Annotated in this window: 15 protein-coding genes and 1 other annotated feature; of the genes, 4 read left to right on the top strand and 11 right to left on the bottom strand. The window is 39.6% G+C overall.

What is annotated here, in order from left to right; all coding sequences use genetic code 11:
* The first annotated feature begins 84 nt into the window (after positions 1–84).
* Positions 85–702 carry a DNA-3-methyladenine glycosylase gene (locus LQ203_RS08635; protein WP_230157220.1) on the top strand — a complete coding sequence of 206 codons (618 nt, stop codon included), beginning with the start codon at positions 85–87 and terminating at the stop codon, positions 700–702.
* Between the two features lie 273 nt (positions 703–975).
* Here LQ203_RS08635 and LQ203_RS08640 read toward each other — a convergent pair whose 3' ends face one another.
* The gene (locus LQ203_RS08640; protein ID WP_230157221.1) at positions 976–1,428 is read right to left on the bottom strand and encodes a MarR family transcriptional regulator; all 453 of its coding nucleotides are present in this window, start codon (positions 1,426–1,428) and stop codon (positions 976–978) included.
* 128 nt (positions 1,429–1,556) lie between these two features.
* Here LQ203_RS08640 and LQ203_RS08645 point away from each other — a divergent pair, with 128 nt between their 5' ends.
* Positions 1,557–1,997: a GNAT family N-acetyltransferase gene (locus LQ203_RS08645; RefSeq protein ID WP_230157223.1), complete on the top strand. Its 441-nt coding sequence runs from the start codon at positions 1,557–1,559 to the stop codon at positions 1,995–1,997.
* A 2-nt stretch (positions 1,998–1,999) separates the two neighbouring features.
* The gene (locus LQ203_RS08650) at positions 2,000–2,653 is read left to right on the top strand and encodes a YitT family protein (RefSeq protein ID WP_230157225.1); all 654 of its coding nucleotides are present in this window, start codon (positions 2,000–2,002) and stop codon (positions 2,651–2,653) included.
* A 538-nt stretch (positions 2,654–3,191) separates the two neighbouring features.
* Here the strand turns inward: LQ203_RS08650 and LQ203_RS08655 are convergent.
* The 8 genes from LQ203_RS08655 to LQ203_RS08690 form a co-directional block, all read right to left on the bottom strand.
* The gene (locus LQ203_RS08655; protein WP_230157226.1) at positions 3,192–4,016 is read right to left on the bottom strand and encodes a hypothetical protein; all 825 of its coding nucleotides are present in this window, start codon (positions 4,014–4,016) and stop codon (positions 3,192–3,194) included.
* Between the two features lie 71 nt (positions 4,017–4,087).
* Positions 4,088–4,337 (bottom strand) — a binding site (T-box leader).
* Positions 4,338–4,576: 239 nt separating this feature from the next.
* Complete coding sequence (locus LQ203_RS08660; protein ID WP_230157227.1) at positions 4,577–4,996, bottom strand: VOC family protein; 420 nt, start codon at positions 4,994–4,996, stop codon at positions 4,577–4,579.
* A 183-nt stretch (positions 4,997–5,179) separates the two neighbouring features.
* Positions 5,180–5,869 (bottom strand): alpha/beta hydrolase, encoded by a 690-nt coding sequence (locus LQ203_RS08665; RefSeq protein ID WP_230157228.1) that lies wholly within the window; start codon positions 5,867–5,869, stop codon positions 5,180–5,182.
* Between the two features lie 383 nt (positions 5,870–6,252).
* Complete coding sequence (locus LQ203_RS08670) at positions 6,253–7,989, bottom strand: right-handed parallel beta-helix repeat-containing protein (RefSeq protein WP_230157229.1); 1,737 nt, start codon at positions 7,987–7,989, stop codon at positions 6,253–6,255.
* Between the two features lie 950 nt (positions 7,990–8,939).
* Positions 8,940–9,524: an acyltransferase gene (locus tag LQ203_RS27485; protein ID WP_290370548.1), complete on the bottom strand. Its 585-nt coding sequence runs from the start codon at positions 9,522–9,524 to the stop codon at positions 8,940–8,942.
* Positions 9,525–9,731: 207 nt separating this feature from the next.
* The gene (locus LQ203_RS08680; RefSeq protein WP_230157230.1) at positions 9,732–9,896 is read right to left on the bottom strand and encodes a hypothetical protein; all 165 of its coding nucleotides are present in this window, start codon (positions 9,894–9,896) and stop codon (positions 9,732–9,734) included.
* Between the two features lie 19 nt (positions 9,897–9,915).
* On the bottom strand, positions 9,916–10,047 hold the full coding sequence (locus tag LQ203_RS08685; RefSeq protein WP_230157231.1) for an FbpB family small basic protein: 132 nt from the start codon (positions 10,045–10,047) through the stop codon (positions 9,916–9,918).
* A 579-nt stretch (positions 10,048–10,626) separates the two neighbouring features.
* A complete protein-coding gene (locus tag LQ203_RS08690; RefSeq protein ID WP_230157234.1) occupies positions 10,627–12,300 on the bottom strand; it encodes a thiamine pyrophosphate-binding protein in 1,674 nt (557 codons plus the stop codon).
* 554 nt (positions 12,301–12,854) lie between these two features.
* On the opposite strand from LQ203_RS08690, the gene LQ203_RS08695 reads away from it, so the two are divergent.
* A complete protein-coding gene (locus LQ203_RS08695; RefSeq protein ID WP_230157236.1) occupies positions 12,855–14,267 on the top strand; it encodes a sigma 54-interacting transcriptional regulator in 1,413 nt (470 codons plus the stop codon).
* Positions 14,268–14,355: 88 nt separating this feature from the next.
* On the opposite strand, the gene cobT is transcribed toward LQ203_RS08695, so the two are convergent.
* On the bottom strand, positions 14,356–15,402 hold the full coding sequence (gene cobT, locus LQ203_RS08700; RefSeq protein ID WP_230157238.1) for a nicotinate-nucleotide--dimethylbenzimidazole phosphoribosyltransferase: 1,047 nt from the start codon (positions 15,400–15,402) through the stop codon (positions 14,356–14,358).
* A gap of 105 nt (positions 15,403–15,507) precedes the next feature.
* Positions 15,508–16,056: a signal peptidase I gene (gene lepB, locus LQ203_RS08705; RefSeq protein ID WP_230157240.1), complete on the bottom strand. Its 549-nt coding sequence runs from the start codon at positions 16,054–16,056 to the stop codon at positions 15,508–15,510.
* Positions 16,057–16,067 lie beyond the last annotated feature (11 nt).

Below are 16,067 nucleotides of genomic sequence, written 5' to 3' on the forward strand. Positions count from 1 at the left end.
CGGTCTTTTTAATCCATGCATTCCTATGTTTCTTTTCCAACATTAAGGGAATTTTACCTATAAGAGACTAAATGGAGGGATACTATGAACAAGATAAATAATCATTCAATTTTACCTGCGGATTTTTATGAGCAGCCCACGCTTGAACTAGCCAAATCCCTCCTCGGCTGCCTGATTGTAAAAGAAACACCGGATGGGACCGCTTCTGGTTTCATTGTTGAATCCGAAGCCTATATGGGCCCTATTGACAGGGCTGCACATAGTTTTGGAAATAGACGGACAAAACGGACGGAAGTGATGTTCGGTAAGTCCGGATTGATATATACATACGTCATGCATACACACACATTGGTCAATGTCGTAAGCGGCGGGCCCGAGAATCCGGAGGCCATTTTAATCCGAGCTGTGGAACCTTATTCAGGGCTTGAGTTAATGCAGGAAAGACGCGGAATTGCCGATATTCATAAATGGACGGATGGACCTGGGAAGTTAACTAAAGCACTAGGCATCACTATGGATGATTATGGTCGTCCATTTACGAGTCCTCCGCTTTATCTTGCTGAAGGGAAAAAACCTGGACACATATCCAGCGGTCCCCGCGTCGGAATTGACAACTCTGGGGAAGCAAAAGATTATCCGTGGCGGTTTTGGGTTACCGACAACCCGTTTATATCTCGCAAGAATTTAACAAAAAAAGAATGACCCCCAAAATGCCCGTGAGATGTTATCCCCTCTTAGCTTACACAGTGTAAAAGGATACACGCTACCTGTCGGTTTGTAACCATATGTGGAGGGGATTTAGCGATGTCCGAAATAACCGCTACAATTGTTATCGTTAAAAATACAAGCTGAGCATTAGTGCCTGCCTTCGATAGCATTACTGCTTCAACCAACCCTCTCCAAAAAGAGCTGCCGAAGCAACTCCTTATTGAAGTAAAGCACTGCTTGTTTGTTGAAGGCAATCAATTAGCTTCATCAATACTCTCTCTTGTTTCCCTTTTTTACGAATTCCCAATCGACTTCAATATTTTTCCTAACCCTCTGAAGAAGATTAAAGATTGTTTCTGTTTCTTCAGTGGAAAATCCAGATAATGCAACCAAATTGGAATATTCTCCTTCTCTCATTAATAAGGGATAAATTTTTTCACCTTTCTCAGTCGGAAATAGTTTTTTATTTTTTTTGTTATTTTCATCACTTTTCTTTTCAATAAAACCTTGAGTTTCGAGTTTTTTTATTGCACGAGCTGCCGTTGTACGGTCAACCTTTATCATTTCTGCTAATTTTTCTTGAATGATTCCTTGATTCTCACATATTCGAATAAGGTATAAATACTGCCCTTTTGTAAGGTCAAATTCTTTAAATTCTATGTTGCTTATGGAATCTAAAGACCTGGCTATCATTCCTATTTCACGGAGAATTTCCGTCATTTACAAAACTCCTTAATACATTTGTTTTTGTTGCATTTACAACAAAGTTTTTTTAACTTATACTATTAAATGGCTATCATTAATTATGACTGGTCTGATTCATTAAATCTAGAAAGGACTGAAAAAAATTGGAGTCAAAAAGAATAACACAGATTAACGATTTAAAAAAAGCCTTTCATATCAGGAAAGAAGTCTTCGTTGAAGAACAGGGTGTGCCATTAGAAGATGAGTTTGATGAATTCGACACACTAAACGAGCTCTCTGAACACATTTTAGTTTATTATAATGAACAACCTGTCGGAACTGGACGAGTAAGATGGGTTGATGACATTGGTAAATTGGAGAGAATCTGTATCCTAGAGCCTTACCGTAAATTTGGTCTTGGTAAAGTAATTATTAAAGCGTTGGAAGAAATAGCAGAAGATCAAGGTATATCCCGGGTTAGATTACATGGGCAATCACAGGCAGAGGGCTTTTATAAAAAACTTGGCTATCAGACTTCATCAAGTATATTTATGGAAGACGGTATTCCTCATATTTTAATGATAAAAGAATTATCTACTAATTAATTATGAAAAAGTTGAGAAAAGCGAAATATATTTTTTATGGATTAGGAATCTTGATATTAACCCTTGGTATTTCTTTAACTATCCTATCAGACCTTGGAACCTCACCATTTGATGCACTTTTGGTCGGCCTCTCTATAAAAGTGGGTCTAACTGTAGGAAGTTGGGAAGTCATACTGGCATTTATGATGATATTCTGTAATGCGTTTTTAAAAAGGCAAAGACCAGAGTTTTTGGGTTTGCTAACAGCCTTTATTACCGGTCTTGCAATTGATATATGGCTTTTCATCTTGCATCTTTTGATGAATCCAGAGCATTGGTTCAGTAAACTTGTTTGTTTAGGAATAGGTTTAATCGTTATAGGACTAGGAACTGCAATTTACTTACAAACAAATTTTGCGCCTATCCCTGTTGACCGTTTAATGTTGATAATTAGAGATTTAACTAAAATGAATATCCTGTTTTCGAAAACATTAATTTATCTCCTCTTCTTGACAATGGCAATCATATTCAATGGTCCAATCGGCATTGGGACTCTATTAACCGTTTGTTTAGGAGGCCCGATTCTTCATTACTTCATGCCAATTATTGAAAGGGTATTAAGCAACTTCACAATAAAAAACTCTAAACCATCATTTCGAATTGATCTCGATGAATAGAATCATGTTCAGAAAGCATCCTTTTCACCGCAAGTTTTACTACTTCTATTTTAAAACAAAAAAGACTGTAGGCAAAAGGAGTTCTATCTACGTTTAAAACAAAGTGGATTGGAACGGGTGTGCGAAACTCCTCCGAGGGCCGCGGATAGCGTGTGCCTGCAGTGGAAATCAACGGTCAATGTCAAACCCTCCAAAACTGTGGTCGATTGGTAATTCTATCTTAGTTTTAATGCAGGTTTGAAACGGAAGGTATGAGACTCCTGCGGCAATACGCCTCCATGGGAGACCCCGCAGGCGCAAAAGCGCCGAGGGCGGGCCGCCCGCGGAAGGCGAGTGCCTGCAGTGGAAAGAAACGTTTGAATTTTACAACCCTCAAAAAAAACTGTAGGCACCCCCCCCATTATTAGCGAGTTTGTTTACAGTCTGAAGCCATTCTATCTAGAATGGTTTTACTTATTTCCAATCCTGCCCTTAAGCTCTAGAAAAAGGGTGCCACAGCACTTCAATAGAAGTAATGCACCCATACAAGAATGGAAATTTATGATTGAAGAGCTTTCCGTAATGATTTTTTCATTGCTTCTACAAAGTTGTTTCGTGTTTCATCAGATACTTCTGACAAGGAAAGATAGGGATTTAAATCTTCTAGTTCGACTAATAAAAGTTCCCCTTCCTCATTACGACAAGCATCAACTCTTTGAATCCCCCAATCAAGATTATTCCAATCGATAAATCGTTTAGCAAAGGCTAAATCTTCTTCGGTAGATACATACTCTTTTAATTTCCATCTTTTCTTTTTATCTGGTGCATAAAGGGCGTACTGAAATTCCTTGTTGATAAAATAAAATGAGACTTCATATTCAAAATTGATAAATGGCTGTACCAATGTATTTTTCGATGCCGAATCAACTTTTTCACTCAATTCACCTTTCGTAATAAATTCCATCCCGATAGAATCTGCTCCATCCTTCGGCTTTACGATATACGTATCTACATTAGATAGTTTTTCTAGGGAATCAAGCGTATCAATAGTTGGAATAACAGGAAATTGTGCATTGGTTAGTTCAATTAAGTATTCCTTTCCATTCATATCAGCCTTTCCATTAAACGAATTATAGGTTTTTAAATGTTTCGAAACAATCCGGGTTCGGAACGCTTCATATTTGTCTTTATAATTCGCTACGGGACCTGCATTTCGGAAGACAATTAAATCAGCATGATCTTCAAATGCTTCAATGTCTTCAGGATGACAGATCAACAAATGAAACTCTTCGCGAAGTTTTGAAGTAAGATATAAATCCTCCTCGTAATAATTTCTCCCTTTTGCTTCATAGTATAAATCTGTTATAAATAGTAACGTCTTCATATCGCGTTCACCCGCTTCTCTTAAATTTGTGTTATTAATAAACCAGCTAAAAAACAAAAAATCCCGTCTCAGTAAGAGACGAGATTGAAACTCGCGGTACCACTCTTGTTTAATAAAGTGTTTAAAAAACACCTTACTACCCTTTACATACGTACGATCATACGTTGTCCCTTGTAACGGAGGAAACCGATAAAGCCTACTAAACTTCGACTTTACTTCTCAGAGATGATTTTCGGCATTATCTGAACACTGGCTTTCAGCAAGCACCAGCTCTCTTTGGATCAGAAACAATAACGTACTCTTTCTCTTCATAGAATTTAAATAAAATCTGATTATTTAGACATTATTTTATATGAATCAGAAAAAAAATCAATGGTAAATCAAAGGAAGTTATTGATTTCCCTTTTCCCATCCTTCCCTATAGTTAGAAAAGGAGAGTAATCAGCTCCTAATACCCCGTTAGTTGCGTGAACCTAGGGCCCTTTAGTTCCATAAGAAAGAGCCACCGAAGCAACTCCCTTGTTGAAGTAAAATCTTAATTTTTATGTGCATTTATCATTTTAATTTCCTATGCCTGGCGAATTCATTAATACAATTCTCCACCCATCTGGATCTTCAATTGTAACACCTGATTGTTCCCAATATGGATTTTCAGGGGATACCGGATCATACCCCATATCTTTCAATCTTTTTGTGATTTCTTCAATGGTTTTACTCTCAGGAATATAAAAGACAAGCAGATTATCCTTTGTTGGGGCTGGACATGGAGTTCCATCTTTATGTTGCGTAAACTCTAAATGATAGTTTGAATTAGGAAGCCCTATCATTATACCGTCATATCCTTCATGTCCTTCAAAGGAACCGATTTTTTTCAAACCTAATCCTTCACAATAGAAGTTTTCAATTTTTTTCAGTTGATCAGTAGGGCGTGCAACTCGGATTTGCGCTACTTTCATTTCTGTGGGCCATTTACCTTCCATTGTCCCATCCCTCTCTATTTTTCGTTACATGATTATATCGTTCACTTGGTGTGCTAATTAAAATTAAACAATAAGCACGGGTAAGGAATCTTCAGTAATGGGGATAATCCTTGCTATCCTTGTCGTAGACTTATACGGTGGCTAACTAACTCGACGTATCCATCGGCGAAAGCATACGGTAACTCATGATTTAAGAAAACTTTTTACGGCAGCTAAGAAGGCTGGTAAATTAGCATCATGCACAAAGTGCCCAGCATCCTCTATCGTCACCAACTGGCAATTCGGAATTAGCTCAGAAACTTCCTGCAATTTATTTTGAGGAATATGACTGGATCCACCGCCTATAATAAGGGTCGGCATGATAATGTCTGTAAGACGCGCCCACCATTCGGGACTTGGTTCATTAAGTTGCCGTAGAATCGAAGGTACGACCAGCCAATCAAACGGTAGGGGATCAGAAGGCTTGGCAGGAATTTCGATCGGCTTATCCAGAAAAGGAGGAGGTGTGTCTTCAACAATCAGCCGTTCAACCCTTGACGGAAATGTTTCCGAAAAAAGATAGGCTACTGTTCCCCCCATGGAATGACCAATTAGCGTAAACCGTTCCAAATTCATAGCATCCGCAAATTGAAGCAAGTCATCGCACATCAGTTCAAAAGTGTATGTACCCGCTCTTGCACTCCCACCATGACCACGTTGATCTAATGCTAAAACGCGGTATTTTTCTCCTAATACAGCAGCTACTTGATCCCATGATTCTGAATCTTTCCCTAGCGCGTGAAGTGCAACAATAGGCGGGGCAGAAGGTTCCCCACTCTCACGATATTGAAAAGTGAGTCCATTCAATTTAATTTGATTCACCCGTGTTTTCATCTGCGATCATCTCCTTAGTGGACTTCGTTATTATGAAACCGATTTATTGTACATACCTTATATATTTCAACTGATATGTGATTATTCCCTTCTCAAGCTCCTTTTCCCTTTTAATGGAGGAAACTTCAGGAGTTTCAACAAATACAAAAAAATCCTGTTAAAATGAATACAGGATTTTGATCAAACTTTCTTTTGTTATTTTTACGAAGAAAAGATAGAGTTGACGAAAGATTAAAATTTATTAACGATACCAAAAATAATTTGGTCCGTCCCATTTTTGAAACGAGTCCACACATATTGTAAATTAAACTTGTTTATCTGCCTAACTCTTAGACTTTACATACATAAATACACAGATTTTAATTACTATAAAACTTGTACTATTATTCCCGCTGCTTCTCCTTTTCCCACTTGAAATCTCGCTTATCCTGCATCAATTTGATCGCTTCATACTGAGTCCAGTCAAAAGTCACGAAATTCGTGCGTGCAGGAGTGAACCTTATCCAGCCATGCAAAAGATTATATTCCAACGTAGTTTGGGAATCTGTTCGATTACCAACTTCAGTGAAGTCATTATCTATCTCGTTGGCCCATGGATTTGTCGTATTGTCATTCGTAGGGTTTCCATTTTTAAGAGAACTGCGGATTCCAATTCCACTTTGGATGAATGGTTTCTTGTACCTGTCATTTTGACGAATGATATTCCCTTGTATGTTTGGAGCTTTATTGGAGCCAAGCAGCACAATGCCTAAATATAGGCTGTTTTCTACCGTATTTCCCCTAATTTCCGCTTTTTCCGTCGCGAGAATGCTGATGCCTCCCCTTGTTTCTACTTGAGCTTGCACATTGTTCACATAATTACCTAAGACCACGACTCCTTCTAAAAATCCCATCTTTGTTTTGTAAAGATCGGTGTATCGGGTGCCGTTCAACGAGATTCCTCTTTCGGTTTTTATGGTATTATCCTTTTTTATCCCATATTTCGTATAATCATCGGTGGTTTCTTCTCCATCACTATTAATTCGATTTCCGGAAATCGTGATGTTGCGAGGTGGATAGGCTGAAATTTTCCCTTCATCATAATCCATCCCCCCGACAACGATTGGAAAGCGCGTGTTTAAAATGACGTTTTTCGTGAATTGCACGTTGTGCCCTGAATGCGTGTCAATCCCTTCCCATGTCGGATTATTGGCGACCACATTCTGATCGACGCGGATTTGTTGGCTTCGCGGGAACTTAGCTTGGTTTTCCGGGCTCGCCATAGGATCCTTCCGATGACTAAATGCCATCCCATAGCTTTGTTGGGCGCTTCCTACAGTTGCACCTGGCATGATATCGGTGACCATGGCATATTGGACGGTTACATCATTGACTGAATATCCCCCGATTCCCCCGTACCCGATATCTGAAATTTTCATGCTTCTCTTATATTCTGGATCTGAACCTTTGATGGTTACCCCTTCTACACGCTCTAAATAAATGCCATATCCCTCATATCCAATGATGTGGGTATCTTCAATGGTGATATTGCGTAGCAGTGTCGAGGTGGGGTATGTAGAAACCAAATCATCTGTGGATTTAGTTTGTTCAATAGCTGTTGCTTCGATGCCTCTGTGCCGTGAGGAGTAATACTTTTTTGGATTCCCTTCCGAATCTTCCGTCCTGCGTTTCCCATCGAGGATAATGTTCTTGACGCCTGTATCACTCGCCATTTTAATGGTGACCGGATCACTTTTTGATTCCGTACATATTGTAGTGGCTGGATTCCCATTTTCCACTGTTCCTTGTAGTGTGACGCCTTCTTTCAAAAGAAGAAAGGCACTTGAGGTGAATGTTCCTTTTGATAAATGTAAGGTGCCCCGACTCCCACTCGACTCATCTTTTGGATAGCCTGCAACCGACGTAATGGCATTATTCAGGGTCGTCCGTACCGTTGACGAAGTAGAATTTGGTGCGAGTGTCAATATTTGTTTTAGATTGCCTTCTTTGTCTTTTAAATGAATGGTTTTCCCCGTTGAAGGCTCACAGGCAGGATTTTTCCCGTATGCGACGGATTGGAGAGAGAAGGCCGCTACTAGCGATAAAATGAGGATACTGATATTTCTGTATACATTACCCATAACTACTCCTTCGAAAAAGATGAGGAAGAAACAATGCATTCTTTACCTTGTGGCGTGTTGATTAATCAAAAAGGCTGTGAAGACGTTGGACTTCCCCTGTAGTGGTGCCAATAAAACGGCTATTGACGCAAATGAATTTGGTCATCAAGCATTTTATTAGATTCTTAGCGGTTACTTGTTAACTAAAATGTGTTTATATTTTTCGTAAAGTAATAAGTCTTTTTTTATAATTGATTTTACGATTAATAATACTCCAAACACTTAAAAGAATTGCAAAACATACAAAATAAACTAAACCTTCACTAGTAAATCCAAATTTATAAAAGATAATCGAGGCAATAATAAACACACTAGTTAAAAATATTTTATAAGACCAATACTTACTCATTAACAACACCTCTTTTTAATTTTAAAAATCTGAATAGGTAGTTTTAGTTGACCCCTTAAAATTCTTCTCTTTATAATATACAAATTTAAGCTGTCCTTTTTATTAGATATTGAACTTCTTTGAATATTCATTTATACCAAATTCTGATGCAGCTAATAATGACGTTACATTCCTTCTAGGAATCAAACCAGCAGCTCCTAAAAGCCGCAAAATGCTGTTATGGCACATTTGTACTTGTTCGTCTCATAAGAAAAGCGATTCCTTTTTCAAAATCGCTATGACGGTTATTTTAATACTTGCATTCATAACTTTTTCAACTATTCCCCGAAGGGTGGTATCCTTCACCTCTAAAAAATCCCGTCTCATTAAAAGACGAGAATTGAAATTGCGCTACCACCGCTGTTTAATAAAATGTTTGAAAGATCATTTATTACCTGAACACGTACAATATACACTGTTCCTTGTAACGAGGAAACCTTGCTTCCGTTTCCGATCATCTCCTAGGAAGGTCATTTGAAACCCGATTAAATAACCCTTCTTTCTTCCATTGGATATATACCGGTTATATTTTTTCCTTTTGTGCCTCTTCAGTTAGTAAGCCTTTCATTACTTCGGCTGGATTACCTGCAATGACTGAAAAAGGCGGCATACTTTTAGTGACGACGGATCCTGCGCCAACTACACAACTTTCCCCAATTTCCACTCCTGGCAAAATAATAACCCTTGCTCCTATCCAACAATTATCATTTATAATAACTGGCTTGACTTCCCGATACCCATAAAATTTCCCTTCTTTTTTGTGGAACTTCTTGTTTCTTGTAAAGATCATGCAATCTGGAGCCAACTTTGAGTTTTTTCCTATAATCGTTTCTGCACCTACCTTACAATTAACCCCAACTGTGCAACCGTCTTTCAATATAACTGAGGGTTGAATTTCAGCTCCTTTTTCAACGCTAATTCCCTGACCAAATTCTTTAGCAATCTGTTTCGCAGTCCAATTCCTGAAGTTCCTGCCTAATATTTTCCCAAATGGGTGATTCGATTGAGGCAATAAACCGCCTATCTTTCTTAATAGCATTTTATTAATTTTAATCCAATACATTTTGAAAAAACCAGATTCCAAGTTTAACTTTTCATTTTTCGTCAACCTAATACACTTCCGTTTTTTTAATTTTTTCTTACATGTTAATATTTAACATAAGGAGCTAGTGCCTTTCTACATGCAAAAATAGAGGGAGGGTTAATGGCTTTAAGACTCTCTCAGCGTGAATAGATTTAATATTCACGAAATTAATAATCGGTTACACCTATACCTACAAATGTTCCGACCATGATTATTTTTTTGAATCCATCCTCACTTGCGCATTAACCTTTGCATTTCCAAAATTGCATAATTGAGTTGATTACTGACACGGACTCCTTCAAGGCTTGATAAATCCTTTCGTTCACCTATTTCATCCTTCTTTTTTCTATGATAGGTAATCGTTTGTTGTAAATACCAGGCTTTTCTTAATAACATCATCATCACCTGCCTTTTTTTATGGTTTTTCCTGCATTTCCACTTGCTTTTTATCCATTTTTTCTTCTACCCGATCTATAAACATCTGATTATTGATTAGTTTTTCTTTATTCGACTCTATTAGCCGCGATAATGATACAGATTTACGCATTCTTTTTCCCCCTTATCTACTAAGAAATAGCTAACCCTACTGGAAATGGATTTTTTCTAAATATGTGACTTTATGATCTTCTTCATCTTACTCTCAATTTAAAGCTTCTCGGTTTCAATTTTGAAATGACAGAGACCACTCTTGGAAGACTACCCCTTTATCTTCAGGTATGTAGGACTCAGGTGATTTGGATTGCCCAATCCTTTGTTTCTTTTAATCATAAAAGCTTAGATGATGCTTTCTACAATGAGGCTGCGTTTCATGCCCATCAAACTAGTGAGTGGTGAAAAAGCCAAAAGCAGGCATGCCAAAGAAGCCAAGTGAAACGCGATATGTTTCCTAGGCTTTTGGTCTATCCTTCTCCGGCGTTACGTACATAAAAAAAACAATCAAAGGCGCTCGTCTTCTTATACCGATGACAGCTAAGTCTGTTCTATTTGTGTCATACAAAGCTGGAAATATTCTGTTTACTTTTTTCACATCCTTGAAGCATTCTTTACTCAAGGTTCTTGGTATATAAGTGTGCACTCCGTTTCACCCACTCAAAAAAGGCCTTCCCTGACAGAAGGCCTTTTGGTATTACTGTTGTTTCTCTTGCTTCTCAAGGTATTGCCTCATTTTTTGAAGATACTCCGGTCCATCCATTGGATCTTTCACGATCATTTCTATAAGGCAAAGTTTTTCGGCATTCATGGTCTGAGCTTTTACGATGGCATCATCCAGTTCCCTATTCGTCTCGACTTTCGCAGTGAACGCCTCCTGGCCAAAAGCTTCGGCTAGTTTTGTATAATCCCACTCTGGTATATCGTTATATTTCTGCTTTTCGATATCGACCTTTACGTTTAGATATTTTTCTATCGTATAGCCGTTATTGTTGAGGATAAAAACTATCGGTTTGCAGCCGTTCGCAAGCATCGAGCTGATTTCCTGTGCCGTCAGCTGTATTGAGCCATCACCGGTAAACAAAAGAACACGGCGGTTTTTATCCGCTATACAAGCACCAAAGGCAGCGGGCGTCGCATACCCGATGCTCTGCCATCCTCCCTGTGCTATATATGTCGCCCCTTTTGGCAATCTAACCTGTGACATCCCATAAGAGAATGTTCCCGTTTCCGTGACCACAATGTCATTTTCCTTCAACATCTGCTGTATACGTGGATAATAGGAAGCCGCTTTTAGTAGTGCTGCTGGGTCCTCAACCATCGTGTCATACGGAAATGATATTTTTCCAACAGATTCATCCTGCCTGTAGCCAATTTCCTGCAAGGCATGTAAAATATCCTCCGCCTTGACGTTCATATAGCTGGCTGCTCCCACTTTTAAAGAGTCGGGTTGAATCTCTACCATTTTAAGAGGATTAAGCTTTGCCGTACTTTTTGAGGTATTTGTGTCAGACCAAACTGGACCAACGGCAATAACACAATCCGCCCCCTCAACGATCTCGGTTACATCCATACATCCGAAAGCTCCGCCGTATACACCAATATACTGAGGATGGCTCTCATCAAATCCACTTTTCCCCTGCATCAACGAAGCGACTGGAACATTCAACCGCTCAGCCAAATGCTGCACGGAATTCTGCAGGTGATAACGAAGTGTTTTCACGTCGACAAGCAGAACTGCTTTTTTTGCAGGCTCTAACATTCTTTTTATGTGCTCGATCGCTGACTGCAGTGCATCATCATTCGTTTTTGATTCATTTTCCGAAAGCTTGCTTTGAGAAATCACCGGTTTTGTCACGAGATCAATAGCCACTACAAGATAAACGGGCTTTTTCTTTTCCTTCGCGATTCTGATTGCTGCCGGTATCTCCCTAGCAGCGTTTTCTGGTGTAAGAATCGCCGTATAGCTCGTGATGTGCTCATAAATCTTACGAAAAACGTCAAAATCTCCGTCCATTAACGTATGATGGGCAAGCGCCTTTTCCTTTTGCATCGTGGACTTTGGCGAGCCGACAATATGAATGAGGGGCACATTTTCACTGTTAGCACCAGCGACTGCATTACATGCGCTCATTTCACCGACACCAAATGTGGTGATCAGTGCAGATATGCCCTTCACACGGGCATATGCATCCGCCGCGTAACCAGCATTGAGTTCATTTCGTCCATTAATGAATTCGATTCCATCGTATTCTTCCAAAGTATCCAGCAATGAGAAATTATAGTCTCCAGGCACACCAAAAATCTCTGAAATGCCTTCTGCCTTCAAGCAGTCGTACAAATACTGTCCCAAGGTTCTGTTCCCTGCCAAATTAATCACTCCTTCATTCGATTCATCTCTCCTTTATTTATACCCAAACAGATATAGGTTAACCGTTTAGTTATCCATATAAAAAAGGGCTGCCTTTGCAGCCCACCTTTCACACCAGTAGGAACTGCAATAGTTCCTAAACTTCACCATAATCGACCTCGGCATCAGGGAGGTTCCGAAACAATATAAGAGATATATCCCTATCTCCTCGGAAGTCATCCAAAGTGACAAAAATGAAAAACCTATTGCAAAGCAAAGTAAAACCAATATCAATTTTCACTTCACTTTTTATTTTTCTATATTTCGAAAATACGATTCTAAGCTATTCTGATGGCGGCATCGAAAGAACCACTTCAGCTCACGAAACGTCCATTTTTGTTAAGTTCATATATATAACAGTTTGACACTCCCTCCACTCGATATCCTTTCAAGGTGCTCATATGCCATATGTATGAAAAATGATTCAATTTCAAATTAAGGTATCTGAAAATTCTTGATTTATTCCTTGTTTTTGATTTATATTTGAATCACCGGAACAATGGGATAGGGGGAAAATGATGAGTGATAAGAATGTAAAAAGAGTTTTGGAATGCATCATTAGCACTTCCAATAACAATATTACCGTGACCGATGAAAAGGGATTCATTTTATTTACGAATCCTAACCATTGGTGGATTTATGGAATTGAACCCGACCATTATCTAGGAAAATCCGTTTACCAGCTCGAAACGGAAGGAATACTTTCACCTTCGATTTCCGCCATGGTATTGAAAGAAAAAACACCTGTCCAGATTATGCAGCAGACAAAGACGGGGAAAATCGTCATGTCGACTGCCTTTCCCATCTTTGATGATGATGGTGATTTGGTCCGTGTCGTCAGTTATGCTCAAGATCAAACTGAAATCAGGAACCTCCAGGATCAATATGGGCAATTGGAGAAAAAAATCCAAGAATACCAATCGGAGGTCGAGGAACTTAGGGAACAGGAAGAGCTGATCTATCGCAGCAAGGAAATGCAGCAAATCGCCAATACGATACTCCGTGTTTCCAAAACGGATGCCACCGTCATGCTTCTTGGGGAATCGGGGGTTGGAAAGAGCGTCTTTGCCCGCCGACTCCATAATCAAAGTTACCGCAGCAAAGAGCCATTCATCGAAGTCAATTGCAGTACCATTCCAGAAAGTCTCTTTGAATCTGAAATGTTTGGTTATGAAGCAGGATCCTTCACCGGGGCGCAAAAGCATGGGAAGCAAGGTCTGATTGAACAGGCAGATAACGGAACTTTATTTCTGGATGAAATCGGGGAACTTCCCCTGGATATGCAAGTAAAACTATTAAATGTCCTGCAGGAGAAGACTTTTAAAAGAGTGGGCGGAAAGAAAGAGCATAAGATAGATTTCCGGCTTGTAACAGCAACCAATCAAAACCTTGAGGAAATGGTTGAAAAGGGAGCATTCAGGCTCGATTTGTATTACCGCTTAAATGTGATTCCCGTCCAAATACCGCCTTTACGGGAAAGAAAAGAAGATATTGCCATCTTAATCAATCATAATCTCGAAATCATCAACAAGAAGTACAAAACCGATAAGAAATTGCACCCTTCCACTTACGAAATCCTGATTAAGCATAAATGGTCAGGGAACGTGCGGGAATTGGAAAATCTAATTGAACGGCTCATTTTGACCTCGGAAGACTCCATCATTTTCCCAGGCTTCCTCCCCTCCCATTTCCATGGACAAGAATCCCTGGAAAAAAAAGATGATATCCTAATGATCGATCAAATGATGGTTGAGGACCATGATCTAAAGACCGCTCTTGAACAAGTGGAAAAATGGATGATGTTGAAAGCCAGTAAACAATGTAAATCCACCTATGAAATGGCTGAATTTTTAGGGATTAGCCAGCCTTCCGTCGTTAGGAAGATGAAAAAATATAAAGATCAACTAACCATTCAGCAAGGGAACTAAAAGGCTCATTCATTCCTGTCGTGGAGCTGGAAAAGCGGATTGAAGTCTTATAAAAAAAGAGACCTTCACATTGAAGGTCTCTTTTTTCTTACTTATTTGATACACCTGCCGATTCAAATGTTGCCATCTCTTTAATGACCAATGTCGCTGCCTTTAGAATAGGGTATGCCACGGCGGCTCCTGTTCCTTCTCCAATTCTCATTCCTAAATCGAGGATCGGATTCTTACCCAGTAATTCTATGGCCGTTCTATGACCTGGTTCTGCCGATTGATGTCCAACAAACATATAATCGGCTGCACGGTCTGAAATAAGGTTGGCCAAGACAGCAGCGGTGGTCGTAATGAATCCGTCAACAAGAATAGGTATACGGCTGTTCGCTGCAGCGAGCATGGCACCTGCCATACCTGCAATCTCGAATCCCCCGATTTTCATTAATATATTGATAGGATCATCGGGACTAGGATTTCTTAGTGAAATCGCTTTTTCAATAATTCTTTGCTTATGTAAAATACCTTCCGATTTCAATCCTGTTCCCTGTCCCACTAGTGATTCTACGCTTTTCCCGCTTACGACCGAGATGATGGCGGAACTGGCTGTCGTATTTCCGATTCCCATTTCACCAAGGATCAGGCAATTCGCTCCACGAGCAATCATTTCCTGTGCACGGTCAAATCCAATTTCAAGCGCTTGAATGACTTCTTCCCGTGTCATCGCATCTTCTTTATAAAAGTTCCTGGTTCCACGGCGGACCTTTCTTGAGGTTAATTCCGGTTCTTCGATATCTGCATCGATCCCTATATCTACAATGTCCAAGTAAGCGCCTATCGCACGGCTGAATACATTGATGGCTGCTCCGTCATTCAAGAAATTGAGTGCCATTTGCTCTGTCACTTCTTTTGGATAAGCAGAAACTCCCTCTTCCGTTATTCCATGATCTGCTGCAAAAACGATCACTCCCGGTTTCGAAATGTCAGGAAATGCCGCTCCTGTCATCTTGGCCAATTCGATGATCCATTCTTCAAGACGTCCTAAGCTTCCCTGAGGAACAGTCAGCGAATCAACATGGCCTTTCACTTGCCGTCCCATTTCTTCATCCAGCATCGGGATGGAGATGGGTGCTAACCCATTCGTCATATTAACCCCTCCAAAATTCAAAATGAAAAACCTTCCCCATCGGAAAAGGTTCTTATCCATCATCTGTTATAAATATAACATCGTCCACATAATTATCTACGATTATTACTTCGGCGCTCCCATTTTATTTAAAGGATAGATACGAATTTCCGCTTTGCCTACAAGTGACTGCTCAGAAATAAAACCAAATCCTCTTCCATCCCAACTATTCCTGCGATTATCCCCCATGACAAATAAAGAACCAACTGGTACCTTGGTTTTCCCAAACGAATCTTTCAGGTTGAAATTCTCCGTCAGATTTTCTCCCCTTGGAATTTCCGCTTTTTTTGTTTCCAAATACGGTTCTGTATACTTTTTCCCATTGATATATAGCACATCATCTTGCATAACTACACTGTCACCTGGTAAACCAATCACCCTTTTTATATACAACTCATCCCTGTCTGGAGCATTAAATACAACCATATCAAAACGTTCGGGCTTTCCGACTTTAGTTACTACGATCCGATCATCGTTTTCATAAGTCGGCTCCATGGATTCACCTTTGACGGTCACTGGCGTAAATAAAAACTGTTGGCAAATAAATACGACCATTATCGCAAATAAGATAGATTTCAACCACGAGAATACTTCACTTTTCCTATCATCCTGCATGCTAGACCTCC

Source organism: Peribacillus sp. Bi96, from assembly GCF_918698115.1.
GTDB lineage: Bacteria > Bacillota > Bacilli > Bacillales > DSM-1321 > Peribacillus.